Origin of the sequence: Rhizomicrobium sp., assembly GCA_037200385.1 — a bacterium.
GTDB lineage: Bacteria > Pseudomonadota > Alphaproteobacteria > Micropepsales > Micropepsaceae > Rhizomicrobium.
In genome coordinates this window covers 2646794-2672910 of record JBBCGL010000001.1, presented here as the reverse complement: position 1 = coordinate 2672910, position 26117 = coordinate 2646794, and the positions used below count along the sequence as shown (strand labels likewise).

Here is a 26117-nt window from a genome sequence, read left to right as displayed (position 1 = left end):
GCTACGTCTTCACCCGCGCATCGCGGAGCGCCGTGCGCCGCACCTTCCCCGCGTCGTCGCGGACATTCTCCTCGACCAGCTCGAACGAGCGCGGCTGCTTGTAGAGCACCAGCCGTTCGGCGAGATGCCGCTTGAGGTCCTCGAGATCGAGGCCCGGCCGCGGCTGCACGATCGCATGCACCTGGTTGCCCAGCTCGTCATGCGGCAGGCCGATCACCGCGCTCGACGCCACCAGCGGATGCTCGTCCAGCGCCGCTTCGATCTCCGCCGGATAGACGTTCGCGCCGCCCACCAGGATCATGTCGGTGCGCCGGTCGGCGAGATAGAGATAGCCGTCGTGATCGAAATAGCCGATGTCGCCCAGGCTCTCCCAGCCGCCCGGCAGGGTGCGCGCCTCGGCGCCGACATAGCGATAGGAGGGCGGCAGCGACGGATCGCGCTTCATATAGACCTCGCCGATCTCGCCGGTGGGGAGTTGGTTGCCGCCGGCATCGAACGCCGCCATCGTCCCGCCGCCCAGCACGCGCCCGACCGAGCCGCGATGGGTCAGCCATTCGCCCCCCGTGATCACGGTGATCGCCTGCGCCTCGGTGCCCGCATAGAGCTCCATGATGACGTCCGGCCCCAGCCAGTGGATGAACGCTTCCTTCAGGTGGGGCGGGCAGGGCGCCGCGAGGTGCCACAGCGTCTTGAGCGATGAGACGTCGTAGCGCTCGCGATTCGGCAGCCGCCAGATGCGGCTCATCATCGTCGGCACGAGATAGATCCAGTCCGCCTTGTAGGTCTGGATGTCGCGCAGCGTCGCTTCGGCGTCGAATTTCGGCATCACCACGACATGCGCGCCCGCGTTCAGCGCCCCGAAGACGCAGCCGAACGGCCCATTGTGGTAGAGCGGACCCGGCATCAGCACGGTCGAGCCGCCGTCATAGCGCCAGAACGAGCCTTCGACGCCGCCCTTCACCGCGACGCCGGGCTGGCCCGAGACGATCAGCTTGGGCCGCCCGGTGGAGCCGCCCGAGGTCGGTGCCTTCCACGAGGGCGCGATGGCGTCGGGCAGGTCGCTGTCGTCGCTCGACGCGGCGAGCAGCTCGGCGCTCGACACCACGGGCCGCGGCGATTGCATCGGCTGGTCCGCGATCACGATGGGCGAATTCGCCAACTCGATGATCGCCGCCAGCTCGCCCGGCGGCAGGCGCGACGACACAGGCTGCGGCGTGGCGCCGATCTTCCAGCAGGCGTAGCAGGCTTCGATGAAGGCATTGCCGTTGGGCAGCGCGATGGTGACGAAATCGCCGAATTTGGCGCCCTTGGCCGACAAGCCGCGCGCCATGCGGTTGGTGCGCTTGTGCAGCTCCCTCCAGGTGCGCGTGATGCCCTGGCTGGTGATCGCGGGCGCGTCCGGTTTTTCCGCCACGACCTCCTGCATGCGCGCGCCGATGGAGATGAACTCGGCGGTCGCCATCGCCGCCAATACGCCCTGCTGAGACATGATTTCGACCCTGATGATAGCTTGTTGACCGCATCAAACTGCCCCGCGCGCGGCAGAGTCAAACCGGCTGCGGCAATGCGGGCAAATGGCTCCTCCCCTGCGCGAAGCGCGGGGGGAGGGGCGCCTAATGAAACAGCCCGCTATCGCTCAGCCCGTCGAAGATGAACTGCATCGCCAGCGCCGCCAGCAGCACGCCCGAGACGCGCGCGATGACGTTCGCGCCCGTCTTGCGCAAGACGCGCATCAGCCGGTCCGAGGCCAGCATCGCGACCAGGGTCGCCAGCATCATCACGCCCAGCGCCGCCAGCACCGCCGCCATGTCCAACGGCCCGTGCGTCTTGCCTATCAGCAGCACGATCGCCGTCATGCTGCCGGGCCCGGCGGTCAGCGGGATGGCGAGCGGAAACACCGCGACGTCGGTCTCGTGGCTGCGCGCTTCGCCCTCCTCGGTCGGAGTGATGGAGGAGATCGCCGAATGCTGGGCCAGCAGGAGGTCCGCCGCCACCATGAGCAGCAGCACGCCGCCCGCGGTGCGGAACGCCGGCAGCCCGACGCCGATCAGGCCGAGCAGCTGGATGCCGCCCAGCGCGAAGGCGACCAGGACACCGGTCGCCACTGCCGCCGAGACGATGGCGGTGTTGCGGCGTTCAGCCTTCGACATCCCGGCGGTCAGCGCCAGGAACATCGACCCGACCTCGACGGGTCCGATGGCGACGAACAGGGTCGCAAGCGCGGTGGGAAAGAGGTGGAACATGCAAACTCCGCTGTCATCCCCGGCGAGCGCGGCGCGCCTTGCGCGCGGCGCGAGGGAAGGGGACCCAGGTGATGAAAATCGGCCGGTCGCGACGATCTCGCGAGATGGGTGTTCTTACCTGCAAGACCGTCCTGTTGTCACCACCTGGGTCCCCTTCCCTTCGCGATGCTGCGCATTGCTCAGCCGGGAATGACAACTTTGGTGCAAGCCTACCCCTTCAAGAACCCCACCATCGCCGGGATCGCGCTGCGGTCCTGGAGCATGAAGAGGTGACCGCCCTCGAAAAACCGCAGCTCGGCGCCCCTGATCCGCGCCGCCATCTTTTCCTGCGTCGCTGGCAGGGCGATGCCGTCATACCGGCCGGCGGCGATCAATACCGGGCAGGAGATCTCGCCCAGCCGGTCGTACGTGTCGTGATGCGACCGGGCTTCGAGCTGACGGTGATAGCCCATGGCGCGGCTCGGCTCGGCGGCATAGGGATCGTTGGCGGCGAAGGCGACGAACTGCTCGTATTTCTCGGGATTGGCCGCCGCCCAGGCCGCGTCGCGCCGCGTATCATTGATCGGGATCATGTGCCGGGCGCGCTCCAGCGGCGTCATGTGCTCGATCTCGTGGAATGGAAATGACGCGCCGCCCGCCCCGCCCGGTGAGGTGCAGGCCAGCACCAGCCGCTCGACCTTGCCGGGATGCCGCAGCACGAATTCCTGCGCCACCATCCCGCCGAAGGACACGCCGATCACCCGGGCACCGCGCCAGCCGATGAAGTCCATCAGCCGCGCCGCGTCGTCGGCATAATCCGCCATGGTGTAGGGCATGTCCGGCTTGGAGGTCTGTCCCAGTCCGCGCTGGTCGTAGGAGAGCAGGTCGAAGGCGCGCGGGAACGGCCCGTCCATTTGGTTCGGCTTGCTGCGCAGGTCGCCGCCCGAGCCCGAAATGAACAGCAGCGGCGTCCCCGCGCCCGCGCGTTCGTAATAGACGTCCAGATCGCCGATCTTCGCAAAAGCCATGTCCGTCCCCCGGTTCCGTCGCCTTAGCCTACACCGGCAAAATATCGGGGCGCGACATGTGGCCCGCGCAACCGCCGGCCTTGCCGTCCGTTCACACCGCATGATCCGCCGTCTCGCCCTCGCCGCCGCCGCGCTCGTCGCGCTCGGCGGCACCGCAGCCGCGGCGCAGATGGCACGGATTCCCGCGAGTTTCCGTGGCGACGATGTCTATCTGCAGGTAAGTCTGAACGGCGGCGCTCCAGTCTGGATGAAATTCGACGTCGGCGCTGCGACCTCCGTGCTCGCCGGCGCGACGCGCCCGGCGCAGCTAAGCGTCGCGGCCGGGCCGGCGGCGCTCGAACGTGTCCGTTTCCGTCCGTCGGCCGTGCCCGGCGGCCTCGCACCCGACGGCACGCCGCTCGCCGGAAGGCTGGGCGAGGATTGCCTGGGCGACCGCGTCCTCGTCATCCGCAAGCGCGAGCACGAAGTGTGGCTCTCGCCGCCCATCGATACGTCGGCCGTGCCGCTGCCAGCGCCGGAGCGTCCCGCGCGCATCGCCGCCTATCGCCCCTGACAGCCAGTCATTCATTTTCATCGTCATGCGCGCGAATTGCGCGATTTCGCCACAATCGCCGCGCAGCCTCGTTTCGTCGAAGGCCACGTCGCGGGGAGACAGGTCATGGCCATGAGCACCCAAGCATCCACCGGCGATCTCATGTCGGAGATGAACACCACGCCGCTGATCGACGTCATGCTGGTCCTGCTGGTGCTGCTGATCATCACGCTGCCGCTGCAGACCAATGCGCTGCGTATCGACATGCCGGCCGCGGGCGGCGCCGTGCCGCCGCGCGCGGTGGTGCTGCTCGGCGTCGATATCGACGGCGCCGCGATGTGGAACGGCTGGCGCATCACCAACGCCTCGCTCGATGCCCGTCTCGCCGCCGCCGCGCAACAGGATCCGCAGCCCGAGATCCATCTGAGCGCGAGCCGGCTGGCGCGCTACGACGCGGTGGCTGCCGTGCTGACGGCAACCCAGCGCCATGGCCTGCACGCGGTGGGCATCATCGACACGCAGAAATATTGAACGAGGAGCCCTTCCCGGCGGGGGGAGGGCGCCGTTCGGTTACCGCAGGTCCGCAAACTTCTTACCCTCGGCGGCCAACGTCTCCAGCAGCGCGGCGGGCTTGAACGTGTCGCCCATCGTCGCCTGGAACTCCTTCAGCTTCGCCAGCACCTTGTCGAGACCGATCGAGTCCGCGTAGTGCATCGGGCCGCCGCGATAGACCGGCCAGCCGTAACCGTTGACCCACACGACGTCGATGTCGCTCGGCCGGATCGCCTTCTTCTCCTCGAGGATCTTCGCGCCTTCGTTGATCATCGGGTAGATGCAGCGCTCCAGGATCTCGTCGTCCGGGATGTTGCGCGGGTTCTTGCCGCTCTTCGCCACGAAGTCGTGGATGATCTTCTCGGTCACCGCGCTCGGCTTGGCGGCGCGCGTCTCGGGGTCGTAGTCGTAATAGCCCGCGCCGGTCTTCTGGCCGCGGCGGTCCGCCTCGCACAGCACGTCGCGGATCGTCTCGCCGTGGCTTTTCTCCTTCACCCAGCCGATGTCGAGGCCGGCAAGGTCCGACATGGCAAAGGGCCCCATCGGGAAGCCGAAATCGTAGAGCACGCGGTCGACGTCCCACGGCATCGCGCCTTCCAGCACCATCTTCTGCGCCTCGCGCCCGCGCGCCCCCAGGATGCGGTTGCCCACGAAGCCCGGGCACACGCCCACCAGCACCGCGATCTTGCCGATGGTCTTGGCGAGCTTCATCGAGGTCGCGATGACCTCCTTCGACGTATGATCCGCGCGCACGATCTCGAGCAGCTTCATCACATTGGCCGGCGAGAAGAAGTGCAGGCCGATGACGAATTCCGGGCGTTTTGTGACCGACGCGATCTCGTCGATGTTGAGGCCCGACGTGTTGGTCGCCAGGATCGCACCCTGTTTCACGATGGCATCGAGCTTGGTGAAGATGTCCTTCTTGATGTCCATCCGCTCGAACACCGCCTCGATCACGAGGTCGCAATCCGCCAGCGCCGCCATGTCGAGTGAGCTGCCGAACATCGCCATGCGCTTGTCGACCTCCTCCATCGGGAAGCGGCCGTTCTTGGCGCTGCGCTCGTAATTGCCGCGCACGACCTTCAGGCCGCGGTCCAGCGCGTCCTGCTTGACCTCGACGATGGTGACCGGGATGCCGGCATTGACGAAGTTCATTGCGATGCCGCCGCCCATCGTGCCCGCGCCGATGATGCCGACCTTCTTGATCGGGATCAGCTTGGTGTCGTCCGGCACGTCCGGGATCTTGTTGGCGAGGCGTTCGGCGAAGAAGTAATAGCGCTGGGCCGCCGATTGCGAGCTCATCATCACCTCGCCGAACAGCTTGCGCTCGACCTTCATGCCCTCCTCGAAGGGCAGGTTCACCGCGGCCTCGATGCACTGGATGTTGGCCTCGGGCGCCTTGAAGCCGCGGAATTTGCGCGCATTGGCCTTGCGGAAATTCGCGAAGATCTCGGGATGGCCCTTGGCCGCCGCCAGCTTGGCGTCGTTGTCGCGTACCTTCACCAGCGGCTTCTTCTCCGCCACGACCTTCTTCGCGAAGGCGATGGCGCCGGCCTTCAGTTCGCCTTCTGGCACGATCTCATCGACCAGCCCCATGGCGAGGCATTCCTTGGCGGGAACGTGCTGCCCGCTGGTCACCATCTCGAGCGCCTTCTCGGCGCCGGTGATGCGCGGCAGGCGCTGCGTCCCGCCGGCGCCGGGCAGCAGGCCCAGATTCACCTCCGGCAAGCCGCACTTCGCGCTCGGCACCGCGACGCGGTAATGCGCGCACAGCGCGACCTCGAGTCCGCCGCCCAGCGCCGTGCCGTGGATCGCCGCGATCACCGGCTTGGGGCTGTCTTCCATCATGGTCTGCACGTCGAACAGCGACGCGCCCTTCATGCCGCCCGCGAATTCGGAGATGTCGGCGCCCGCGATGAAGGTGCGCCCCTCGCAGATCAGCACGATGGCTTTCACGTCCGGGTCGGCGATCGCCGCCTTGAACCCTTCATGAAGCCCGTCGCGCACCCCGGCCGACAGCGCATTGACCGGCGGCGAGTTGAGCGTGATGACGCCGATCTCGCCTTCCTTGGAAAAATCGGTGACGGGGTTGATGGCGGTCATGGCGGGCTCCCGGTGGTTTCTTGATTGGCGATGCGGCCGACAAAAAATCAGGTGAGCAGAACGAAGTCGAGTCGCATCTTTTCCTCCCCCCGTAACAACGGGGGAGGAAAGCTATCCCCCCAGCGCTTTCACCACCCGCCGGGCAAATCCCGCCATCTCTTCCTTGCCGCCGCTCTCGTACCAGCGCTGCGACGCGACGCGCAGCGTGCCCGCCGCGGTCATCGCCGCCAGCCGCGCCTTGAGGTCGCCTTGTCGCAGCCCCTTCCGCTCCGTCAACGCGTCGGCCAGCGCCCGCTCCAGCCGCTCGTATTTCATCTGGCTGCGGCCCCGCAGCGCCGGCGTCTCGTTCACCAGCCGCGCCAGCGCGAAAGCTTCGGCGCGCGGCAGCGGCGTGCCGAGGCAGGAGAGGATGGCGTTCGTCGCCATGTCGAGCAGCGACAGCCCCTTCGGCTGCATCGCCACTGCCGCCACCATCGCGTCGGTCGAGGCGTCGAGCCAGGCGAAGGCCAGGTCCTCCTTGGATTCGAAATAGTGAAAGAACGTCCGCCGCGAAATCCCCGCCGCTTCGGCGATCTCGTCCAGCGTGACCGCATCGAACCCCTTGGCCACGAACAGACGCAGCGCCATTTCGGTGAGCCGGGCACGGGTTTCAGCCTGCTTGCGTGCCCGCAGGCCGGACGATTTTGCGTCGCTCTTCGCCATCACACACAGCATGTCATGGCCCGCGACTGCGGGCCACCCAGGTGACGCGCCTACGATGCCGCAAGAGGAACGGCGAGCGAGTTTCGACGGCGGAGAGGTATCGACCGGGTGGCCGCACGTCATCCTGAGCGACGCCGCAGGCGGCGTCGAAGGGCGCGGGCCATGACGCCGTGGATGTTGCACCCCTTGCAATATTGCACTCAGTGCACATATCATCCTCGCACCGAAGAGGACGCCCCCATGCCCTGGACCGCCGCCGACATCCCCGACCAGACCGGCAAAGCCGCTATCGTCACCGGTACGGGCGGCCTCGGCTATGAAACCGCGCTGGAGCTGGCCCGTCGCGGCGCGGATGTTGTGCTCGCCGGCCGCAGCCAGGCCAAGGGCGATGAATCCGTCGCCAGGATCCGCGGCCAGGTCCCGGCGGCGAAGATCGTCTTCGAGGATCTCGACCTCGCCAGCCTCGCATCCATCGCCGCCTTCGCGCAGCGCATGCGCGCCCGCGCCACGCCGCTCGATCTTTTGGTCAACAATGCCGGCGTCATGGCGCTGCCCGCGCGGCGGACCACCGCCGACGGCTTCGAGCTGCAGTTCGGCACCAATCATCTGGGCCATTTTGCGCTGACGGCGCAGCTTCTGCCGCTGCTGCGCGCCGCGCCCGCCCCGCGCGTCACCATCGTCAGCAGCTCCGCCGCGCGCAACGGCAAGATGCGCTTCGACGACCTGCAATTTGCCAAGGGCTACAGCCCCTGGGCCGCCTATTGCCAATCCAAACTCGCCAATCTCCTCTTCCTGTTCGAGCTGCAGCGCCGCAGCGGCGCGCAGGGCTGGAAACTGATGGTCAACGGCGCCCACCCCGGCTACGCGCTGACCGAGCTCATCCCCAACGGCCCCGGCCGCGTCGGATTCATGGGCGGGCTCAGCACCGTTCTCGGCAAGGTGCTGGCGCATTCGCCGGCCGCCGGCGCTCTGCCGCAGCTGTTCGGCGCGACGTCGCCGCGCGCCAAGCCTGCCGGTTATTACGGCCCCGACGGCCTGTTCGAGCTCATCGGCGCCCCCGCCGAGGCCCGCGTCCCGCCGCGCGCCAAGAACCTCGCCGACGCCGCGCGCCTCTGGGCGATGTCGGAGAAGCTGACCGGTACGGCGTTCGCTTAGATTCACCTCCCCGAATTCGGGGAGGTGAAACGTCGCTTGCTGCCGCCACGTCACGCTTCCCTCCCGTGCTCACAGGTCTAACCTTGCCGGCAAAACGGGAGGCCTTCGATGACCTACGAGCACATCACCTACGCCGTCGCGGACAGCATCGCGACCATCACGCTGAACCGTCCCGACAAGCTCAACGCCTACACCGCGACCATGGGCATCGAGCTTGAAGAGGCGTTCCGCGCCGCCGACGCGGACGACGCCGTGCGCGTGATCATCGTCACCGGCGCGGGCCGCGGCTTCTGCGCCGGCGCCGACATCTCGGGCGGCGCCAACGCCTTCGACACAAAGAGCGGCAACGCCGCGATGTTCAACCAGGCCTCAAGCAGCGAAGCGGTGGGCCAAAGGAAGAGAGTCGGCTTCATCGAAGCCATCTACAATTGCCGCAAACCCTCCATCGCGGCGATCAACGGCCCGGCGGTTGGCGTCGGCATCACGCTGGCGCTGCCGATGGACGTCCGCATCGCGTCGAGCGAAGCGAAGTTCGGCTTCGTCTTCGCGCGCCGCGGCCTGGTGCCCGAAGCGGGCAGCGCCTGGTTCCTGCCGCGTCTGGTGGGCCTCGATCAGGCTTTGCGCTGGTGCCTCTCGGGCCGCGTCTTCGGCGCCGACGAGGCGAAGCAGGGCGGCCTCGTCAGCGAAGTCCTCGCGCCGGACCAGCTCCTGCCGCGCGCCCGCGTCATCGCCGCCGAGATCGTCGAAAACACCGCGCCGGTTTCCGTCGCGCTGACGCGCCATATGCTCTGGCAGTATTCGGCGCAGCCCACGCCCTTCGGGGCGATCGCGATGGATGGTCCGCTCAGCGTCGAGCTCGGCGGCGGCGGCGACGTGAAGGAAGGCGTCGCGGCCTTTCTCGAAAAACGCCGGCCGAACTTCCCCGGCAAGGTCAGCGCCGGTTGGCCCAAAAGCTACAAGCCTGCGCCACGGTGAAAGGTTCACGCGCATGTGCGAAGCCGCCTCCGCGTGCCAATTCGTCTAATAAGGCCTTCTCGGCGCGTTCGCTTCCAGTTCGCGCGTGATCCCCAGCGCCAGGTCGCAGACATAAGGATTGGTCTTCCGCTCCCAGCCGAAGGTCGACATCTGGCCGTGCCCCGGCACGAACTGCATGTCGTCGCCCAGGGGCCATAGCCGCCCGGTGATCGATTCGACGAGCTGCTGGTGATTGCCGCGCGGGAAATCCGTCCGCCCGACCGACCCGGCGAACAGCACATCGCCGACGAACGCCACCTTGGCGCCCGCATGGAAGAACACGACGTGCCCCGGTGTATGCCCGGGGCAGTGCCGCACGCCCAGCTCGGCCTCGCCAACCGTCACCGTATCGCCATCCTCTAGCCAGCGCGTCGGAGTGCAGTTCTCGGCGTCGGCGAAGCCCGGCCGCTTGGCGTTGCGCCCCAGCTCGTCGAGCAGGAACTGGTCGTCGCGGTGCGGCCCTTCGATCGGTACGCCGAACTCTCGGGCCAGCTTGGCCGCGCCGCTCGCATGATCCAGGTGCCCATGGGTCAACAGGATCTTGTCCAAGGTCACCCGCTCGACCCGGAGCGCGTCCCTGAGCCGGTCCAGGTCACCGCCGGGGTCGATGACCGCGGCCCGCCTGGTGCGCGTACACCACACCAGGGAACAATTCTGCTGGTAAGGGGTGACGGGCAGGATTGCAGCCTTGATCGGTGTCTCGTCCATGCCATTTGAGATAGAGGGTGCTGGCCGGGAGGTCCACCGGAACCGAAAGTGGTATCCCGAGATTTTGGAGGAACAATTACCAGTCCGGATGTACCTAATTTTTGCAATTTTGTTGCGCTGTTATAAGTAGCGTCAGCGTAACCAAGGTGCAACAAATCCGGCGCAAAAGGGCGGAAATGCCGGCTGAATCCCAGCGATTGCTGGAGTAAGCGCGTTAGCACTGTTACGTTGGTCAACGGCCGAAAGGTCAGAGTGGGATTGAAGGTGTCATGAAGGTTACGGTCCGCCGCGCGATCTGCGCTGTCGCGGGATCGCTCGTGTTCGCGGGCGCCGCATGCGGCGCCGTGCCCGTTGCCCAGCCCTTTGTGCCGCTTGCCGCCGACAGCCCGACCGTCGTGGCATTGGACTTCGCCCAGCCCTTGAACCCTTCCGCCGTGTCCTATGGGCCGCCTGGCGCTGCCGCGTTCGAGAGTGCTTCGACAAGCGTGGCATTGCTCGACGGAGTCGATCTTCAGGTCGGCTACAAGGTGGACCTCAGCGCAGGTGTCCCGCCTGCCGGCGCCACGGCCACGCATGGCCTCGACGGACTCTTCCTGTCCTCCGCGGCTGTCGGCGCGCCGTACAGTTCGCTGGCCGCCGGCGGCGAATTCGCCGGTATCACGGCTTCGCTGACCCGCGACCTGCATGTCAGCGCCGGCTTCGCCAGTCTCTCGCCGGGCCAGCCGGCCTACACGCCCGACGCGATGGGTGCGCTCGCCCGTCTTGCCGGCACGCCGATGCCCTATGCCGCGCGCAGCGCCGATTCGGCGCTCGCCGGACTGTCCTGGGACGCCACCAATTGGGCGAGCTTCGGCGTCACCGCGTCGCGCACGGCCGAGCGCGACGGCATTCTCAACGTCCCGGTGCCCGGCGCCGCGGCCGACACGACGGCGCTGGGCCTGTCGGCGCGCCTGCGCTTCGGCAATGGCTGGGTGACCACGGCGTCCTATAGCGAGGGCATCACGCAGCTCGACCTCAAGGCCGGTGTCGCGCCGGCATTGACGGGCGATGCGCTGCGCACCCGCTCCTACGGCATCGCGATCGCCAAGAACGGGCTGTTCGGCAATGACGCGCTCGGCTTCGCGGTATCGCGCCCGGCAATCGGCTCCGACAGCGAGTTCGTCAGCATGCCCGGCATGACCGGCGCGTCCTTCTTCGCGCGCAACCACATGCTCGAAGGCGCCAGCGCATCGTCCGAAACCGATGTCGAGATCGGCTACATCACGACTTTCCTCGATGGTTCGCTGGCCCTGCAGACCAACGCGTCGTTCCAGATGAACTATGCCGGCCAGAACGGCGCCAACGCCGTATCGCTGCTGAGCCGCGCCAGAATCAAGTTCTGATTTTCATCCTCGACGGCTCCTGCCCAAGTCTTGAGCATGTGCGACCCCGCGCTCGCAGTGCCGCGAGACGAGATGCCGCGATTTGCAAAAGCTTGATCGAACCGTAGCCCATCCGTAGTTTGCGCCGCTTACCAGCGCCCCGATCCGGCGCGCCGTGCGCCGCTTTGTACATGAGTGGGGCACAATGAATCTCTCGAAGCGCGGCGCGCTGAAACGCGCGCTCTATATCGGCACCTCGCTGTCCGTCGCCGTCCTAGCCGCGCCGCAGGCGCTGGCCGACGATGCGACGACGGTGGAAACCGTCATTGTGACCGCGGAGCAGACGACCCACTCCGCCGTCCAGATCAGCGGTGCCCAGGCGCAGCGCGTCCTGCCCGGCCTCAGCCCGCTCAAGGCGATCGAGACCCTGCCCGGCGTCGTCTACGAGACGTCCGATCCCTGGGGCAACAACGAGCAGAACGAATCCCTCATCGTCCACGGCTTCACGACCCAGCAGCTCGGCTACACGATGGACGGCGTGCCCCTCGGCGACCAGCAATACGGCAACTACAACGGCCTCTCGCCGAGCCGCGCGCTGGCCAGCGAGAACGTCGACCATGTGACGCTGTCGTCGGGTGCCGGCTCGCTCGGCGTCGCTTCGACCAGCAATCTCGGCGGCGCGATCGAGACCTTCTCCTCCGATCCACTCGACTATCGCAACTTCAACCTGCGCGAGACGCTGGGCAGCTTCTATACCAGCCGCACCTTCGCGCGCTTCGACACGGGCGACATGGGCGACGGCAATTCCGCCTATGTCAGCTATCTGCACCACGACGCGCGGGCCTGGGACTTCGACGGCCACCAGATGGCCGACCAGGCGAACTTGAAATTCGTCCACACCGACGGCAACGGCAAGCTGACCTTCTACGCCGACTGGCAGTACAAGGTTGAGCCCAATGAAGACGCCACCGGCTATGGCAACCAGGCCGGCGGCACGGGCGCCTTCACGCCCTACACCCGCCCCTTCCTGTTCCCGGACTATGCCGCTGCCGTCGCCTCGCTCACCCACGGTACGCCGCCGGCCGCCCAGGGCAACAACTTCTCGAACTACGACAGCGCCGCCCAGCGCGAGGACGCGCTGGCCTATCTGCAATACGACTGGACCCTCGACAGCGACATGACGTGGTCCAACCAGGCCTATTACCACCATGACACCGGCCGCGGCATCGTCGCCGGCCCGATCAACCAGGCGGGCCTGCCGGGCCTGTTCGGCATCTACTATCCGGGCCTCGTCGTGGGCGGCTCGACCTCCAGCACCGGAACGCTGGACAATATCGCCGCCGTGTTCGGCGGCACCGGCTATGAGGTGCGCACCACCGAATACCGCATCAACCGCGCCGGCGAGCGTTCGACCTTCAACTGGCAGCTCGGCGATCACCAGATCGAGGCCGGCGTCTGGTACGAGCGCAACGCCTCGTCGACCGCGCGCCGCTGGTACGCCTTCACGGCCGACAACAACGACCTGACGCCCTATGACGTGCCGCGCGATCCGAACTTCACGCAGTACTACGTGACGCTGAAGACCGACGACCTGCAGCTCCACCTCCAGGACCAGTGGCAGATCCTTCCGAGCCTGCTGCTCCAGGCCGGCGTCAAGGCGAGCCTGCAGACGGCCAGCAACCGCGTCGTGACCCAGCAGCAGAACCTGCAGGCGGGCAATCCCGCCGGCCTCCCCGCCACCAGCCCGCAGGTCAATTTCCCGACCGGCTCGATCACTTCCGACAACTGGTTCCTGCCGCAGGTCGGCGCGACGTGGGATGCGACCGAGAACGAGCAGGTCTTCGTCAACGTCCAGAAGAACATGCGGCAGTTCGTGCCCTATGCCGCAGGCAGCAATTTCTACGGCGCGTCGCCGTGGAGCCTGGGCAGCCAGCAGGCCTTCGACGATTTCAAGGCGACGGCCCATCCCGAAACGTCTTGGACTTACGAAATCGGCGTGCGCTCGCATCGCGATGTGGATTTCGGACCGATCACCGGTATCGAGGGCCAGCTCAACTACTACCACGTGAATTTCTCGAACCGGCTGTTCAACGTTGCGACCTACAACTTCATCAACCCCAATCCCGCGATCCTGGTGAATGTGGGCGGCGTGACGATGGACGGCGCCGACCTCGAAGGGACGCTGCATTTCGGCGAGCATTTCCGCGCCTATGACGCGATCTCCTACAACCAGTCGACCTATGACTCGGACTTCAACACCGTGGTCGGTGGCGTGCTGACCCCGGTGGCGATCTCCGGCAAGTCGGTGCCGCTGCAGCCGCGCTGGCTCAACAAGTTCGTGCTCGCGGCCAATTGGGACGCATTCGAGGCGCAGGTGAGCGGCGATCTCGTCGGCAAGCGCTACGTCACCTATCTCAACGACATGTCGGTGCCGAGCACTTTCCTGCTCGGTTTCGAGGCGAGCTATGTGGTCGATCTGGAGAACAACGACTATCTGCACCGCCTGAAGATCAGCGTGAACGCGACCAACCTCACCGATACGACCGGCGTCTCCACCGCGGTGGTGACGGGTGCCTCGGGCGGCTATCAGGCTTACCCGATCGCGCCGCGCATGGGCTTCATCACGGTCGGCACGGATTTCTAGGCCGCGTTCGGGTCGGTGGCGGGCCGCGATCTGTGCGGCCCGCCGCGCCGGATTGTCGATTTTCAGACCTTGCGGTGCAGGGCGCCGCTCGCGCAATGCTTGGCGAATCGCGAAGAATCACGCACTGATGGTGGCCGAGGCGCATTCGGAGCAAAGCCATGGCCGTCCGCAAGAAAGCCAAGAAGGCGAAACCAGCAAAGAAAAGTGCCAAGCGCGTCGTCAAGCGCATCAAGAAAGCGGTGAAGTCCGCCGCCAAGAAGACCGTCGCCAAGGCGAAGGTCGCGCGCAAGGCGGCGAAAAAGACCGCCAAGAAGGTCGTCGGGAAGGTTGCCGCCAAGGCACCTGTGGCGAAGAAAGCCCGGAAGAAGACCGCAAAGCGCGGCACGATAACCGTACCCAAGGCGCTCAAGACGCCGGCTGCCGGCGCGGCCGTAGGTGCGGTGATCGGCTCGATCGCCGGCCCGATCGGCACGGCAGTGGGTGCCGCGCTGGGGGCGACGGCGGCGAGCAGCCTCTCGGATTCGGACGACAAGTCCGTCTGACGCGCCGGCCGGCCGACGGCCACTGTATTCGGGGACGTGGTTCCGTCAGGCGGCATGCTTGTCGGCTGATCTCTATGCCGGTTGCCGCCACCGCATCGCTTCGCTAAAAGCGCCCATCTCAACACCGCTTTTCCCGAAGGAACGCCGATGGCCGGTCCGGAATTCGTCTATGTCATGAAGGGTCTGTCGAAGACCTATCCCGGCGGCAAGCAGGTCCTCAAGGACATCTGGCTGTCCTTCTATCCCGGCGCGAAGATCGGCATCGTCGGCGTCAACGGCGCCGGCAAGTCCACCTTGATGAAGGTCATGGCGGGCCTCGATCCGGACTACACCGGCGAAGCCTGGGCCGCCAAGGGCGTGCGGATGGGCTACCTGCCGCAAGAGCCGCAGCTCGATCCCGCCAAGGACGTGCGCGGCAATGTGATGGAAGGCGTCGCCGCCAAGCAGGCGCTGGTCGACCGCTACAACGAGCTCGCCTCGAACTATTCCGACGAGACCGCCGACGAGATGGCCAGGCTGCAGGACGAGATCGAGGCCCAGGGCCTGTGGGATCTCGACAGCCAGGTCGACCAGGCGATGGACGCGCTGCGCTGTCCCGATCCCGATGCCGACGTCTCCAAGCTGTCGGGCGGCGAGCGCCGCCGCGTCGCGCTGTGCAAGCTGCTGCTCGATGCGCCCGACATCCTGCTGCTCGACGAGCCGACCAACCATCTCGACGCCGAATCCGTCGAGTGGCTCGAGAAGACGCTGCGGGACTACAAGGGCTGCATCATCCTCGTCACCCATGACCGCTACTTCCTCGACAACGTCACGGGCTGGATTCTCGAGCTCGACCGCGGCAAGGGCATCCCGCACGAAGGCAACTATTCGTCCTTCCTCGGCGTGCAGGAAAAGCGCCTGCGCCAGGAAGGCGCGGAGGAAGCGGCGCAGGAACGCGCCATCGCCGCCGAGCGCGAATGGATCCAGAAATCGCCCAAAGCCCGCCAGGCCAAGTCCAAGGCGCGCATCAACGCCTATGAAGAACTGGTCGCCAAGAGCAACGAACAGCGCGTCGTCACCAACCAGATCATCATCCCGGTCGCCGAGCGCCTGGGCAGCGTGGTGATCGAAGCCGAGGGCCTCGCCAAGGGCTATGGCGACCGCCTGCTGTACGAGAACGTCAATTTCACGCTCCCCGCCGGCGGTATCGTCGGCGTGATCGGCCCCAACGGCGCGGGCAAGACGACCTTGTTCCGCATGCTGACGGGCCAGGAGAAGCCCGATGCCGGCACGCTGCGCGTCGGCCCTACGGTGCAGATCGGCTATGTCGATCAATCGCGCGATGCGCTCGATCCGAAGAAGAATGTCTGGGAGGAAATCTCCGGCGGCCTCGACGTGCTTGAGCTCGGCAAGCGCACGATGAACTCGCGCGCCTATGTCGGCGCCTTCAACTTCAAGGGCGGCGACCAGCAGAAGAAGGTCGGCCAGTTGTCGGGTGGCGAACGCAACCGCGTCCATCTCGCCAAGATGCTGAAGTCGGGCGCCAACCTGCTGCTGCTCGACGAGCCGACCAACGACCTGGACGTCGACACGCTGCGTGCCCTCGAAAGCGCGCTGGAGGAGTTCGCGGGCTGCGCCATGATCATCAGCCATGACCGCTGGTTCCTCGACCGCATCGCGACCCACATGATGGCGTTCGAAGGCGACAGCCATGTCGAATGGTTTGAAGGCAATTACCAGGACTACGAAGCCGACAAGAAGCGGCGCCTGGGGATCGACGCCGACCAGCCGCACCGCATCAAGTACAAGCGCTTCACACGGGCCTAGCGCTGGATTTCCCGTTCCGAGACGCGCGAAGGCGCGCATAAGGCGGGTTTGGTTCGAAATCCTACGAAAGTTCCGCCGCGACGTACAATTCCAAATCCAACTAACATTCGCTACTGGCGCGTCTTGAGCGTATCGCTCTTGCCCAATCGGGAAGAGCTCGTGGTCCTTCGTTACAAGCGCAATCATCTCCTGAGCCGGCTGGCGGCTGCGGACGCGGCGCGGGTGGCGCCGTATCTGGAAACTGTCGATCTGCCGGCCCGCTTCCCGTTGGAAGCGGCGCATCGGCCGATCTCGCATGTCTACTTTCCGGAAGAAGGCCTGGTGTCGGTTGTCGCCCTCGGTTCTCGCGAGCAGATCGACGTCGGCATCATCGGGCGCGACGGGATGAGCGGACATGCCGTGTTGCTCGGAACAGACCGCTCGCCGAACGTCATGTACATGCAGCTTGGCGGTCACGGCACGCGTATCACGGCCGATCATCTGCGCGCCGCGCTGCGCCAGAGCGAGACTCTGCGGGCGCCGCTTCTCGCCTTCCTCGAATCCTTTCACGTGCAGACGTCGCACACGGCGCTGGCGAACGGCCGCGCCAAGCTCGAAACGCGTCTCGCGCGCTGGTTGCTGATGGCGCATGACCGCCAGGATTCGGACCGGCTTTCGCTCACCCACGAATTTCTCGCGATCATGCTCGGCGTCCGGCGTCCCGGCGTCACGGTCGCCGTGCGCAAGCTCGAGGCCGCCGGCATGCTCGAGGCGCAGCGCAACGCGATCACGATCCGGAACCGCAAGGGTCTGGAGATGCTGGCCGACGGTGTCTATGGCGTGCCGGAAACCGAGCAGCTGCGCCTCACGGGATGGAAGCCGCCCCATCACAGCTAGATCGGCTTGCACGTCCGCCCGCGCACCGGCGAAGCGAGTCACGCAACGCGGTCGCCGTCCGGCTGCGAAGCTTCAGCAAAGCGATCCCCAGAGGCAGCTCGCTCCCGCATAGGCTGCCACCACCAGCCAGCTGACCGCCGCGATCCAGGCGATCCAGGCGAAACCGGGTCGGACGTGCCTCTCTCTATCTGAGCTGATCACACTGGCCCCGTCGACATCTGCACAAGGGTAGCAGCACGCGATGGACGGAAATCCGCAAACACCGTCCGAAACCGTACGAAGCGAAGAGTTTCGGATGCCGCGCGATGGAAAAAAGCCCGCGGCCCCGCGATACATCGAAGTTGAAACATCTTTCGCCGGCCGCGCATGTCATCCGCCGCCTCCGACGATTGCGAAGGCGGATCGCCGGCGCCTTGCCGATCTGCCGCGCGGTTGCGCGACGGAAGGATTGAAGTAGGTTCGGCCGCATGACGCCGTTCGAGCTCACCGCCGTGCTGATGACCCTGGTGGCCGCAGTGGGTTGGCTCAACGCCAGGACGCTGCGCATGCCGCATGGCGTCGCGATGCTGCTGCTGGGGATCGTCGTCGCGCTTGGCCTTTTCGCCCTGCGCGCGACGCCGGACGGCGGCCCCTTCGCCGACGGCGTCATCGGCACCGTCGCACGGATCGATTTCGTCACCACGGTCGTCGGCATCATGCTGCCCTTCCTGCTGTTCGCCGGCGCGATGCAGATCGATCTGGGCGAGATGCGGCGGCGCTGGGCGTCGATCGGGGCGCTGGCCACGCTGGGGGTCGCGGGCTCGGTCGCGATCGTCGGCGTCGGCACCTGGGCGATCGCCGCGGCCCTCCACATCGCGCTGCCGCTGCCCTGGGCGCTGGTGTTCGGAGCGCTGATCAGCCCGACCGATCCCGTGGCGGTGCTTGCCACGGTCAAGCACGGCAAGCTGTCGAAGACGCTGCAGGTCGTCCTCCAGGGCGAGGCGCTGTTCAACGACGGCGTCGGCATCGTCGCTTTCACCGCCTTGCTCGCCTTTGCGAGCGGCGTGGGCGATGCCGATCCGTTGCGCGCGATCGGCGCCGTCGTGGTCGAGGCGCTGGGCGGACTGCTGTTCGGCGTCGCGGCGGCGGCGGTCGCCATCCGGGCCATGGAGTCGATCGCCGACTTCGCGGTGGAGGTCAGCCTGACGATCGCGCTCGCCATGGCGGTCTACGCCGTCGCGCAATGGCTGCATCTCAGCGGCGCGATCGCCGTCGTCGGGGCCGGCGTGATGTTCGGCAGCGAGCGTGCCAAGAGGGCGATGCATGGCGAGACGGAAGTCTACGTCAAAAGCTTCTGGACCCTGGTCGACGAGATCCTCAACGCGCTGCTCTTCCTGCTGCTGGGCGTGGAGATGCTGATCGTGCCGTTCTATCCGGGCCAGATCGGCTTGATCGTCGCGGTCATCGTCCTCGTCGTCGCCGCCCGCTTCGCCGTCGTCCTGCCCTGGGGCGCTTATTTCCGCCTGCGGCATGCCGAGCAGGGCGCGACCGCAATCCTGGGCTGGGGTGGATTGCACGGCGCCCTGTCGCTCGCGCTTGCGCTGACGTTGAGCGCGGGCCCGGAGCGGTCCCTCATACTGGCGATGACCTATGCCGTGGTCGCGTTTTCGATCACGGTGCAGGGCCTGACCTTCCCGCCGCTCACGCTCTTCCTGCAGCGCAGGGCGCGTTAGGACGGCCGGACGGTGGCCGCGTCAGTGGTACGACCGTGCCAGTTCATGCAGATGGCTGATCAGCGTCGGGATGCTGCCGCCGTTCTGGCCCAGGAAGGAGCTGAACTGATCGCGCTCCTCGAGGGCCAGCCAGATGCCGGCGACGCTGAAGTCGATCACGACGAACTTGCCGTCCGTGCCCAGCACGCGGAAATCGACCTCGAGCGGCTGCTGGCCGCTATGGTCGTTGGGATCGATCATCTGCGTCGTCACGATCGTGTCGCCGGGGGCATGCTCCTGCGAACCCGTCACCCGCAAGGTCTGGCCGGAATATTTCGCGAAATAGGACTGGTACACCGCGGTCGCGTAATTCTGGAAGGCGGCGGCGAACTGGTCCTGCTCGGCAGGGCTCGCGGTGCGCCTGTATTGCCCCAGGGTGAAATTGGCGATGCGCCGCATGTCGGTCAGGCCGAGGATGAAGCCCTGGAATTGCGCCCGTCTTTGCTCGGTCGACAACCCCTTGTTGTTGAGGATGCCCAGGCCCCTTTGGACGTTCGCCTGCACGAACGCCTCGGCAGGAGAGGCGGCAGCCGCCGGCGCCGCCGCAAACACGGCGGCCGCGGCGACGAAAAGCGCCAGCACCGTGCGTCGGGCAATGCCCGTTATCCCGGTCGTGGTCTCAGACATCGAATCTCTTTCCTCAAGGCAGAAAACGGTAAACGCATGCTCGGGCCTGCTTGTGGCAAGTTCGTGGCGGTTTGTCGCGTCAGAACTCCGGCAGGTCCTTGGCATCGGGGCGGCCATTGCGAATTTCGTTGTTGCGCAGCTGTCTGTAAAGACTGCGCAGCGACGCATAATAGTCCACGGAGCTGCGCTGCACGCCCTGGACCGTCTCGTAAGTCTGGCCACGCAGGTCCAGCAACGTAAAGTAATATCGGCCGGCGTCCCACCAGATGTGCTGCTTGAAAGGCACGTAATTCCACGGATCGACGATCGCGGCGTCGACCACCAAGCCGACCGCATCGCGCGGCGGCTGGGGCCCGAAGAAGGGGGCGATCAGGTAAGGCCCTTCGCCCACCCCCCAGACCGCCAGCGTCTGGCCGAAATCCTCGCCATGGCCGGGGATATGGAAGTGCCGCGTCGCCGGATCGAACAAGCCGCCCGCCCCGATGGTGCTGTTGATCATGAAGCGCGCGAAGGTCTGGCCGGCGCGTCTGGTCTCGCCCTGCAGCACGTCGTTCACGAACACCGTGGGTGCGGCGATGTTTTGCAGGAAGTTGTGGACCGAGCGCCGTCCGCCGTCCGGCACAAGGTAGAAGTAGATCCCGACCGTCGGGATGACGAAATAATGGTCGATCTTGCCGTTGAGCCGCAGCGTGTCGCGGTTCATCGGCTCCCAGGGGTCGTTGTTGGCCAGCATTTCCGGCGTGGGCGCTGCGCATCCCGCCAGCCACAATGCCGCGAGTCCCAGCAGCAATCCGCGAACCCCGACCATCCCGACCGCCCCGATTTTGGGCTGCTTATAGCAGGGTTCGAATCGCACGCCGAAATCCGGGGCATCCCGAGGCTAAGTCTATTGCATTCCCATATAAAGATATGTTTATATGTCGTCCATGGATACTCTGGTGGCTATGCTGCGTGCCGCGGGCGACCCGACCCGGCTGCGTCTCTTATTGCTCCTGCGTCAGGCAGAGCTGACGGTGAGCGAATTGGTCGAGATCGTGGGCCAGTCCCAGCCCCGGGTTTCCCGCCACCTCAAGCTCCTGACCGAGGCGCGCCTGATCGAACGCTTCAAGGAAGGCAGCTGGGTGTTCTATCGCGCCGCCGACCGTGGGGAGGGCGCCGATCTCACCGCCGCTGTCGCCGCGCTCGCGGCGCCGCACGAATCCGACCTCAAGCGCCTCGCGCAGGTGCGCGAGACCCGCGCTGCCGAGGCCGCCGCCTTCTTCAAGGCCAATGCCGCCGAGTGGGAGCGCATCCGCGCCTTGCACGCGCCGGAGAAGGACGTCGAAGCCGCCATTGTCCGCCACATCGCCGAACGGCCGATGGACATGCTGCTCGATGCCGGGACCGGCACGGGCAGCATGCTCGAACTGCTCAGCCCGCATGTGAAGCGCGCCGTCGGCATCGACGTCTCGCCGGAGATGCTCGCCATCGCCCGTGACCGGCTTGCGCGCGCCCATGTCGGCCATGCGCAGGTGCGTCTCGGCGACACCTATCGACTTCCCTTCGCCTCCGGCAACGCGCTCGGCGGCTTCGACGCCGTGTTGTTCCATCAGGTGCTGCACTTCCTCGACGATCCGCAGGCCGCGGTGGTCGAAGCGGCACGCGTGATGCGCGACGGCGGACGGCTGCTGATCGCCGACTTCGCGCCGCATACGCTCGAATTCCTGCGCGAGGATTTCGCCCATCGGCGCCTCGGTTTCTCCGACCGCGAGATCCATGGCTGGCTTGACGCCGCCGGCCTCGACTCGCTCACCGGCGAGACCATCGTTCCGCGCGCCGCGGGCAGCGACAAGCTCATCGTCAAGCTCTGGCTGGCGCAGAAAGCGGCGCATGCCGGAGAGAAGGCTGCCGCGGCATGACCCTGCAGGAACTGGTCTCCGATACGCGTCCCATCGGCGTGAGCTTTGAATTCTCCCCGCCGCGCACGCCGGAGGCGGAAGAGACGCTGTGGAAGGCGATCCGCCGCCTCGAACCGCTCTGCCCGTCCTTCGTTTCGGTCACCTATGGCGCGGGCGGCGGCACGCGCGAGCGCACCCATGCCACGGTCAAGCGGATCGTCGACGAGACCTCGCTGAAGCCGGCCGCGCATCTCACCTGCGTCGGCCATCCGCGCGGCGAGATCGAGGAGATCCTGCAGGGCTACTGGGACAACGGCATCCGGCACATCGTGGCGCTGCGCGGCGACATGCCCGACATGAGCGGACCATACCGCGCCCACACGGAAGGCTTCGCCTCCACGCCCGAGCTGATCGCGGGCATCCGCAAGGTCGCGCCCTTCGAGGTGAGCGTCTCCTTCTATCCGGAGAGCCATCCCGATTCGCCGTCGCTCGACCACGACATCGACCTGCTGAAGCGCAAGGTCGATGCCGGCGCCACCCGGGCGCTGGGCCAGTTCTGCTTCTACAACGACTCCATCGCGCGCTTCCGCGACAAGGCGGCCGCCGCCGGCATTGCCGTGCCGATCGTTCCCGGCGTGATGCCGACCACCGCCTTCCGCGGCGTGGAGCGGATGGCCGGGCGCGCCGGCGCCTCGATCCCCGCCTGGCTCAACCGCGCCTATGCCGGGCTCGACGACGACGTCGAAACCCGCCGCATCGTCGCCGCCGCCGTCCTGGCCGAACAGGTGCAGGAGCTGCGCGCCCGCGGCTTCCACGACTTCCACTTCTATACGCTGAACCAGGCGAACCTGACCTATGCAGCCTGCCGCATCATGGGCTTGCAGCCGAAGGACCTGTCATGAGTTTTGACCGCACGGCCCGCCTCAATTGGCTCAGGGAAGAAGCCAGGAACCGCATCCTTCTGCTCGACGGTTCCTGGGGCGTGATGATCCAGGGCTACAAGCTGGGCGAGGACGATTTCCGCGGCGCCCGCTTCGGCAACCACGGGAGCGACCTCAAGGGCAACAACGACCTGCTCACGCTGACCAAGCCGGAGGTCATCCGCGAGATCGGCCACGACTATCTGAAGGCCGGTGCCGATTTCATCGAGACCAACACCTTCAACTCGATCGCGATGTCGCAGGCCGATTACGGCCTTGAGCATCTGGTGAGCGAGCTCAACGAGGCCGGCGCCCGTCTCGCGCGCGAGGTCTGCGACGCGCACGCCACGTCGAGCCGCCCGCGCCTCGTCGCCGGCGTGCTGGGCCCGGCCAACCGCACGGCTTCGATCTCGCCCGACGTCAACGATCCTGCCTTTCGCAACGTGACCTTCGACGAGTTGCGTGCGACCTACAAGGACGCGACGCTCGGTCTGCTGCGCGGCGGCGCCGATGTGATCATGATCGAAACGGTGTTCGACACCTTGAACGCCAAGGCGGCGATCTTCGCGATCGAGGAGGCCTTCGACGAAGCCGGCACTCGTGTGCCGGTCTGGATCTCCGGCACCATCACCGATCTCTCCGGCCGCACGCTCACCGGCCAGACGCCCGAGGCGTTCTGGCATTCGGTGCGCCATGCCAAGCCCTTTGCCGTCGGCCTCAACTGCGCGCTGGGCGCCAAGGAGCTGCGCCCCTATATCGCCGATCTCGCGAATGCCTGCGACACGCTGGTCAGCGCCCATCCCAATGCCGGACTGCCCAACGAATTCGGCGGCTACGACCAGAGCGCGGACATGATGGCCGAGATGATCGGCGAATTCGCCGAGAGCGGCCTCGTCAACATCGTCGGCGGCTGCTGCGGCACGCGTCCCGAGCACATCAAGGCGCTGGGCGAGCGCGTCAAGGGGCTCAAGCCCCGCATCGTGCCGGAGAAGCCGAAGCTCATGCGGCTGTCCGGCCTCGAGCCCTTCACGCTCACGCCCGACCTCAACTTCGTCAATGTCGGCGAGCGCACCAACATCACCGGCTCCGCCAAGTTCCGCAAGCTGATCGCGGCCAACGACTACGACGCCGCGCTCTCGGTCGCGCGCGACCAGGTCGCCAACGGCGCCCAGATCATCGACGTCAACATGGACGAAGGCCTGATCGACTCCGAGGCCGCGATGCGCCGCTATCTCAACATGGCGGCCGGCGAGCCCGACATCGCACGGGTGCCGCTGATGATCGACAGCTCCAAATGGAGCGTGATCGAGTCCGGCCTCAAGACCTGTCAGGGCAAGCCGATCGTCAACTCGATCAGCCTCAAGGAAGGCGCGGAGTCGTTCGTCCGATATGCCCGCCTGGTGATGCGCTACGGCGCCGCCGTCGTCGTCATGGCGTTCGACGAGCAGGGCCAGGCCGACACCAAGGAACGCAAGGTCGCGATCTGCAAGCGCGCCTATCGCATCCTGGTCGACGAGGTCGGCTTCCCGGCCGAGGACATCATCTTCGATCCCAACATCTTCGCGGTGGCGACGGGCATCGAGGAGCACAACGACTACGGCCGCGCCTTCATCGATGCGGCGGCGGAGATCCGCAAGGAATGCCCCTACGCGCACATCTCCGGCGGCGTCTCCAACTTCTCCTTCTCCTTCCGCGGCAACGAGCCGGTGCGCGAGGCGATGCACTCCGTCTTCCTGTTCCATGCCATCAAGGCGGGGATGGACATGGGCATCGTCAACGCCGGCCAGCTCACGGTCTACCAGGACATCCCGACGCCGCTGCGCGAAGGCATCGAGGACGTGCTGTTCAACCGCACGCCGAACGCGACCGAGAACCTGCTGACGCTGGCGCAGCGCTACAAGGGCGACGGCTCCGTCGCCGCCGTGCAGGACGCCGAATGGCGCAAGCTCCCGGTGCAGGAGCGCATCACCCATGCGCTGGTCCACGGCATCGATGCCTTCGTCAATGAGGACACCGAGGAGGCGCGGGCTGCGGCGACCCGTCCGCTCGACGTGATCGAAGGTCCACTGATGGCGGGCATGAACGTGGTCGGCGACCTGTTCGGTTCCGGCAAGATGTTCCTGCCGCAAGTCGTGAAATCGGCGCGGGTGATGAAGAAGGCCGTCGCCTATCTGCTGCCCTTCATGGATGCCGAGCAGGCCAAGAACGAGACCAAGGAACCCGCCGGCAAGATCGTGATGGCGACCGTCAAGGGCGACGTCCACGACATCGGCAAGAACATCGTCGGCGTGGTGCTCCAGTGCAACGGCTATGAGGTCATCGACCTCGGCGTGATGACGCCGACCCAGAAAATCCTCGACGCCGCGCGCGAGCATGGCGCGAACATCATCGGCCTGTCGGGCCTCATCACGCCCTCGCTCGACGAGATGGTCCATGTCGCCAGCGAGATGGAGCGCCAGGGCTTCGACATCCCGCTGCTGATCGGCGGCGCCACCACCAGCCGCGTCCATACTGCGGTCAAGATCGATCCGGGCTACCGGCGCGGACAGACCGTCTATGTCACCGATGCCAGCCGCGCCGTCGGCGTCGCCTCGAACCTGCTCAGCAAGACGGCGAACAAGGACTATGTCGCCGGCATCCGCGCCGAATATGAGGAGATCGCGCGCGGCCATGCCGCCCAGCGCGCGCCGGGCCGCCGCCTGACGCTCGCCCAGGCCCGCGCCAACAAGGAGAAGATCGACTGGTCGGCCTACAAGCCGCCGGTCCCGAAATTCTTCGGCACGCGCATATACGACAACTACGATCTCGCCGAACTGGCGACCTATATCGACTGGACGCCGTTTTTCCAGACCTGGGAACTGGTCGGCAAGTTTCCCGCCATCCTCGAGGACGACAAGGTCGGCGAAGCCGCGCGCAGCCTCTACAAGGACGCGCAGGCCATGCTCAAGAAGGTGGTCGACGAGAAATGGCTCACCGCCCGCGCCGCGGTCGGTTTCTTCCCCGCCAACAGCATCGGCGACGACGACATCCAGATCTTCGGCGACAAGGCGCGCAAATTCCCGATCCACACGCTGCACACGCTACGCCAGCAGATGAGCCGGGAGAACAGCCGCCCCAACATGGCGCTCGCCGATTTCATCGCGCCCAAGGGCACGGAGGACTACATCGGCGCTTTCGTCGTCACGGCCGGCATCGGCGAGCAGCCGCATATCGACCGCTTCAAGGCGGCCCATGACGACTATTCCGCGATCCTGCTCAGCGCGCTGGCCGACCGTCTTGCCGAGGCCTTCGCCGAGCGCCTGCACGAGCGCGTGCGCCGCGACTTCTGGGGCTATGCGCCCGACGAGGCGTTGCGCAACGACGATCTCATCGCCGAGCGCTATCGCGGCATCCGTCCCGCCCCCGGCTATCCCGCCCAGCCCGAGCACAGCGAGAAGGCGACGCTCTTCAAGCTGCTCGACGCCGAGGACAAGATCGGCGTGAAGCTCACCGAAAGCTATGCGATGTGGCCCGGCTCGTCGGTCAGCGGCTTCTACTATTCGCATCCGGCATCGCGCTATTTCGGCGTCGGAAAGATCGAGCGCGACCAGGTCGAGGATTATGCGAAGCGCAAGGGCTGGGACATGGCGACGGCGGAACGCTGGCTGGGCCCGCTGCTCAACTACGATCCGCGCGCCAAGACGGCGGCGTAGCGCCG

21 protein-coding genes are annotated in these 26117 nt (G+C 66.4%); 13 read left to right on the top strand and 8 right to left on the bottom strand.

The window, feature by feature from the left end:
* Position 1 precedes the first annotated feature (1 nt).
* The 3 genes from WDM91_12705 to WDM91_12695 all read right to left on the bottom strand — a co-directional run bounded on the left by WDM91_12705 (position 2) and on the right by WDM91_12695 (position 3250).
* A complete protein-coding gene (locus WDM91_12705) occupies positions 2-1489 on the bottom strand; it encodes an AMP-binding protein (GenBank protein ID MEI9995449.1) in 1488 nt (495 codons plus the stop codon).
* A gap of 124 nt (positions 1490-1613) precedes the next feature.
* Positions 1614-2243 (bottom strand): MarC family protein, encoded by a 630-nt coding sequence (locus WDM91_12700; protein ID MEI9995448.1) that lies wholly within the window; start codon positions 2241-2243, stop codon positions 1614-1616.
* A 209-nt stretch (positions 2244-2452) separates the two neighbouring features.
* Positions 2453-3250, bottom strand: a complete 798-nt coding sequence (locus tag WDM91_12695) for an alpha/beta hydrolase (protein MEI9995447.1) — start codon at positions 3248-3250, stop codon at positions 2453-2455.
* Positions 3251-3308: 58 nt separating this feature from the next.
* Between WDM91_12695 and WDM91_12690 the strand changes: the two genes are divergently transcribed.
* Together WDM91_12690 and WDM91_12685 are read left to right on the top strand one after the other, a co-directional pair.
* Positions 3309-3803, top strand: coding sequence for a hypothetical protein (locus WDM91_12690; GenBank protein MEI9995446.1), 495 nt, complete (start codon positions 3309-3311; stop codon positions 3801-3803).
* A 105-nt stretch (positions 3804-3908) separates the two neighbouring features.
* Positions 3909-4313 (top strand): biopolymer transporter ExbD, encoded by a 405-nt coding sequence (locus WDM91_12685; GenBank protein ID MEI9995445.1) that lies wholly within the window; start codon positions 3909-3911, stop codon positions 4311-4313.
* Positions 4314-4352: 39 nt separating this feature from the next.
* On the opposite strand, the gene WDM91_12680 is transcribed toward WDM91_12685, so the two are convergent.
* Entirely contained in the window at positions 4353-6437 is a 2085-nt protein-coding gene (locus WDM91_12680; protein MEI9995444.1) for a 3-hydroxyacyl-CoA dehydrogenase NAD-binding domain-containing protein, read from the bottom strand.
* 111 nt (positions 6438-6548) lie between these two features.
* On the bottom strand, positions 6549-7139 hold the full coding sequence (locus WDM91_12675) for a TetR family transcriptional regulator (protein ID MEI9995443.1): 591 nt from the start codon (positions 7137-7139) through the stop codon (positions 6549-6551).
* Between the two features lie 240 nt (positions 7140-7379).
* On the opposite strand from WDM91_12675, the gene WDM91_12670 reads away from it, so the two are divergent.
* Both WDM91_12670 and WDM91_12665 read left to right on the top strand, forming a co-directional pair.
* On the top strand, positions 7380-8294 hold the full coding sequence (locus WDM91_12670) for an SDR family oxidoreductase (GenBank protein MEI9995442.1): 915 nt from the start codon (positions 7380-7382) through the stop codon (positions 8292-8294).
* Positions 8295-8402: 108 nt separating this feature from the next.
* On the top strand, positions 8403-9269 hold the full coding sequence (locus WDM91_12665) for an enoyl-CoA hydratase-related protein (protein MEI9995441.1): 867 nt from the start codon (positions 8403-8405) through the stop codon (positions 9267-9269).
* Between the two features lie 45 nt (positions 9270-9314).
* Here the strand turns inward: WDM91_12665 and WDM91_12660 are convergent, their stop codons facing one another.
* Positions 9315-10016 (bottom strand): MBL fold metallo-hydrolase, encoded by a 702-nt coding sequence (locus WDM91_12660; GenBank protein MEI9995440.1) that lies wholly within the window; start codon positions 10014-10016, stop codon positions 9315-9317.
* Positions 10017-10285: 269 nt separating this feature from the next.
* Here WDM91_12660 and WDM91_12655 point away from each other — a divergent pair, with 269 nt between their 5' ends.
* The 6 genes from WDM91_12655 to WDM91_12630 all read left to right on the top strand — a co-directional run bounded on the left by WDM91_12655 (position 10286) and on the right by WDM91_12630 (position 18957).
* Positions 10286-11398, top strand: a complete 1113-nt coding sequence (locus WDM91_12655) for a hypothetical protein (GenBank protein MEI9995439.1) — start codon at positions 10286-10288, stop codon at positions 11396-11398.
* Between the two features lie 184 nt (positions 11399-11582).
* On the top strand, positions 11583-14021 hold the full coding sequence (locus WDM91_12650) for a TonB-dependent receptor (protein ID MEI9995438.1): 2439 nt from the start codon (positions 11583-11585) through the stop codon (positions 14019-14021).
* A 158-nt stretch (positions 14022-14179) separates the two neighbouring features.
* Entirely contained in the window at positions 14180-14563 is a 384-nt protein-coding gene (locus WDM91_12645) for a glycine zipper domain-containing protein (protein ID MEI9995437.1), read from the top strand.
* A gap of 147 nt (positions 14564-14710) precedes the next feature.
* The gene (gene ettA / locus WDM91_12640) at positions 14711-16369 is read left to right on the top strand and encodes an energy-dependent translational throttle protein EttA (protein MEI9995436.1); all 1659 of its coding nucleotides are present in this window, start codon (positions 14711-14713) and stop codon (positions 16367-16369) included.
* A 159-nt stretch (positions 16370-16528) separates the two neighbouring features.
* The gene (locus WDM91_12635) at positions 16529-17245 is read left to right on the top strand and encodes a Crp/Fnr family transcriptional regulator (protein ID MEI9995435.1); all 717 of its coding nucleotides are present in this window, start codon (positions 16529-16531) and stop codon (positions 17243-17245) included.
* 467 nt (positions 17246-17712) lie between these two features.
* Positions 17713-18957 carry a sodium:proton antiporter gene (locus WDM91_12630; protein MEI9995434.1) on the top strand — a complete coding sequence of 415 codons (1245 nt, stop codon included), beginning with the start codon at positions 17713-17715 and terminating at the stop codon, positions 18955-18957.
* 21 nt (positions 18958-18978) lie between these two features.
* On the opposite strand, the gene WDM91_12625 is transcribed toward WDM91_12630, so the two are convergent.
* Both WDM91_12625 and WDM91_12620 read right to left on the bottom strand, forming a co-directional pair.
* A complete protein-coding gene (locus WDM91_12625) occupies positions 18979-19623 on the bottom strand; it encodes an ABC transporter substrate-binding protein (GenBank protein MEI9995433.1) in 645 nt (214 codons plus the stop codon).
* Positions 19624-19702: 79 nt separating this feature from the next.
* The gene (locus WDM91_12620) at positions 19703-20431 is read right to left on the bottom strand and encodes a VacJ family lipoprotein (GenBank protein ID MEI9995432.1); all 729 of its coding nucleotides are present in this window, start codon (positions 20429-20431) and stop codon (positions 19703-19705) included.
* Positions 20432-20567: 136 nt separating this feature from the next.
* Here WDM91_12620 and WDM91_12615 point away from each other — a divergent pair, with 136 nt between their 5' ends.
* The 3 genes from WDM91_12615 to metH are packed head-to-tail and all read left to right on the top strand — an operon-like array spanning position 20568 to position 26112.
* Positions 20568-21521, top strand: a complete 954-nt coding sequence (locus tag WDM91_12615) for a metalloregulator ArsR/SmtB family transcription factor (protein ID MEI9995431.1) — start codon at positions 20568-20570, stop codon at positions 21519-21521.
* On the top strand, positions 21518-22402 hold the full coding sequence (gene metF / locus WDM91_12610; protein ID MEI9995430.1) for a methylenetetrahydrofolate reductase [NAD(P)H]: 885 nt from the start codon (positions 21518-21520) through the stop codon (positions 22400-22402). Before WDM91_12615 ends, metF begins: the two co-directional genes overlap by 4 nt.
* On the top strand, positions 22399-26112 hold the full coding sequence (metH, locus tag WDM91_12605; GenBank protein MEI9995429.1) for a methionine synthase: 3714 nt from the start codon (positions 22399-22401) through the stop codon (positions 26110-26112). The genes metF and metH overlap by 4 nt, the downstream gene beginning before the upstream one ends.
* The last annotated feature ends 5 nt before the right edge of the window (positions 26113-26117 follow it).

Bases quoted from the DNA above. Each gene is read 5' to 3' on its own strand.
- WDM91_12650 (MEI9995438.1), top strand. From the start codon at position 11,583: ATGAATCTCTCGAAGCGCGGCGCGCTGAAACGCGCGCTCTATATCGGC.
- metF (MEI9995430.1), top strand. From the start codon at position 21,518: ATGACCCTGCAGGAACTGGTCTCCGATACGCGTCCCATCGGCGTGAGC.
- WDM91_12705 (MEI9995449.1), bottom strand. From the start codon at position 1,489: ATGTCTCAGCAGGGCGTATTGGCGGCGATGGCGACCGCCGAGTTCATC.
- WDM91_12655 (MEI9995439.1), top strand. From the start codon at position 10,286: ATGAAGGTTACGGTCCGCCGCGCGATCTGCGCTGTCGCGGGATCGCTC.
- WDM91_12630 (MEI9995434.1), top strand. From the start codon at position 17,713: ATGACGCCGTTCGAGCTCACCGCCGTGCTGATGACCCTGGTGGCCGCA.
- ettA (MEI9995436.1), top strand. From the start codon at position 14,711: ATGGCCGGTCCGGAATTCGTCTATGTCATGAAGGGTCTGTCGAAGACC.
- metH (MEI9995429.1), top strand. From the start codon at position 22,399: ATGAGTTTTGACCGCACGGCCCGCCTCAATTGGCTCAGGGAAGAAGCC.
- WDM91_12700 (MEI9995448.1), bottom strand. From the start codon at position 2,243: ATGTTCCACCTCTTTCCCACCGCGCTTGCGACCCTGTTCGTCGCCATC.
- WDM91_12670 (MEI9995442.1), top strand. From the start codon at position 7,380: ATGCCCTGGACCGCCGCCGACATCCCCGACCAGACCGGCAAAGCCGCT.
- WDM91_12695 (MEI9995447.1), bottom strand. From the start codon at position 3,250: ATGGCTTTTGCGAAGATCGGCGATCTGGACGTCTATTACGAACGCGCG.
- WDM91_12625 (MEI9995433.1), bottom strand. From the start codon at position 19,623: ATGTCTGAGACCACGACCGGGATAACGGGCATTGCCCGACGCACGGTG.
- WDM91_12645 (MEI9995437.1), top strand. From the start codon at position 14,180: ATGGCCGTCCGCAAGAAAGCCAAGAAGGCGAAACCAGCAAAGAAAAGT.
- WDM91_12675 (MEI9995443.1), bottom strand. From the start codon at position 7,139: ATGGCGAAGAGCGACGCAAAATCGTCCGGCCTGCGGGCACGCAAGCAG.
- WDM91_12660 (MEI9995440.1), bottom strand. From the start codon at position 10,016: ATGGACGAGACACCGATCAAGGCTGCAATCCTGCCCGTCACCCCTTAC.
- WDM91_12665 (MEI9995441.1), top strand. From the start codon at position 8,403: ATGACCTACGAGCACATCACCTACGCCGTCGCGGACAGCATCGCGACC.
- WDM91_12620 (MEI9995432.1), bottom strand. From the start codon at position 20,431: ATGGTCGGGGTTCGCGGATTGCTGCTGGGACTCGCGGCATTGTGGCTG.
- WDM91_12685 (MEI9995445.1), top strand. From the start codon at position 3,909: ATGGCCATGAGCACCCAAGCATCCACCGGCGATCTCATGTCGGAGATG.
- WDM91_12615 (MEI9995431.1), top strand. From the start codon at position 20,568: ATGCTGCGTGCCGCGGGCGACCCGACCCGGCTGCGTCTCTTATTGCTC.
- WDM91_12680 (MEI9995444.1), bottom strand. From the start codon at position 6,437: ATGACCGCCATCAACCCCGTCACCGATTTTTCCAAGGAAGGCGAGATC.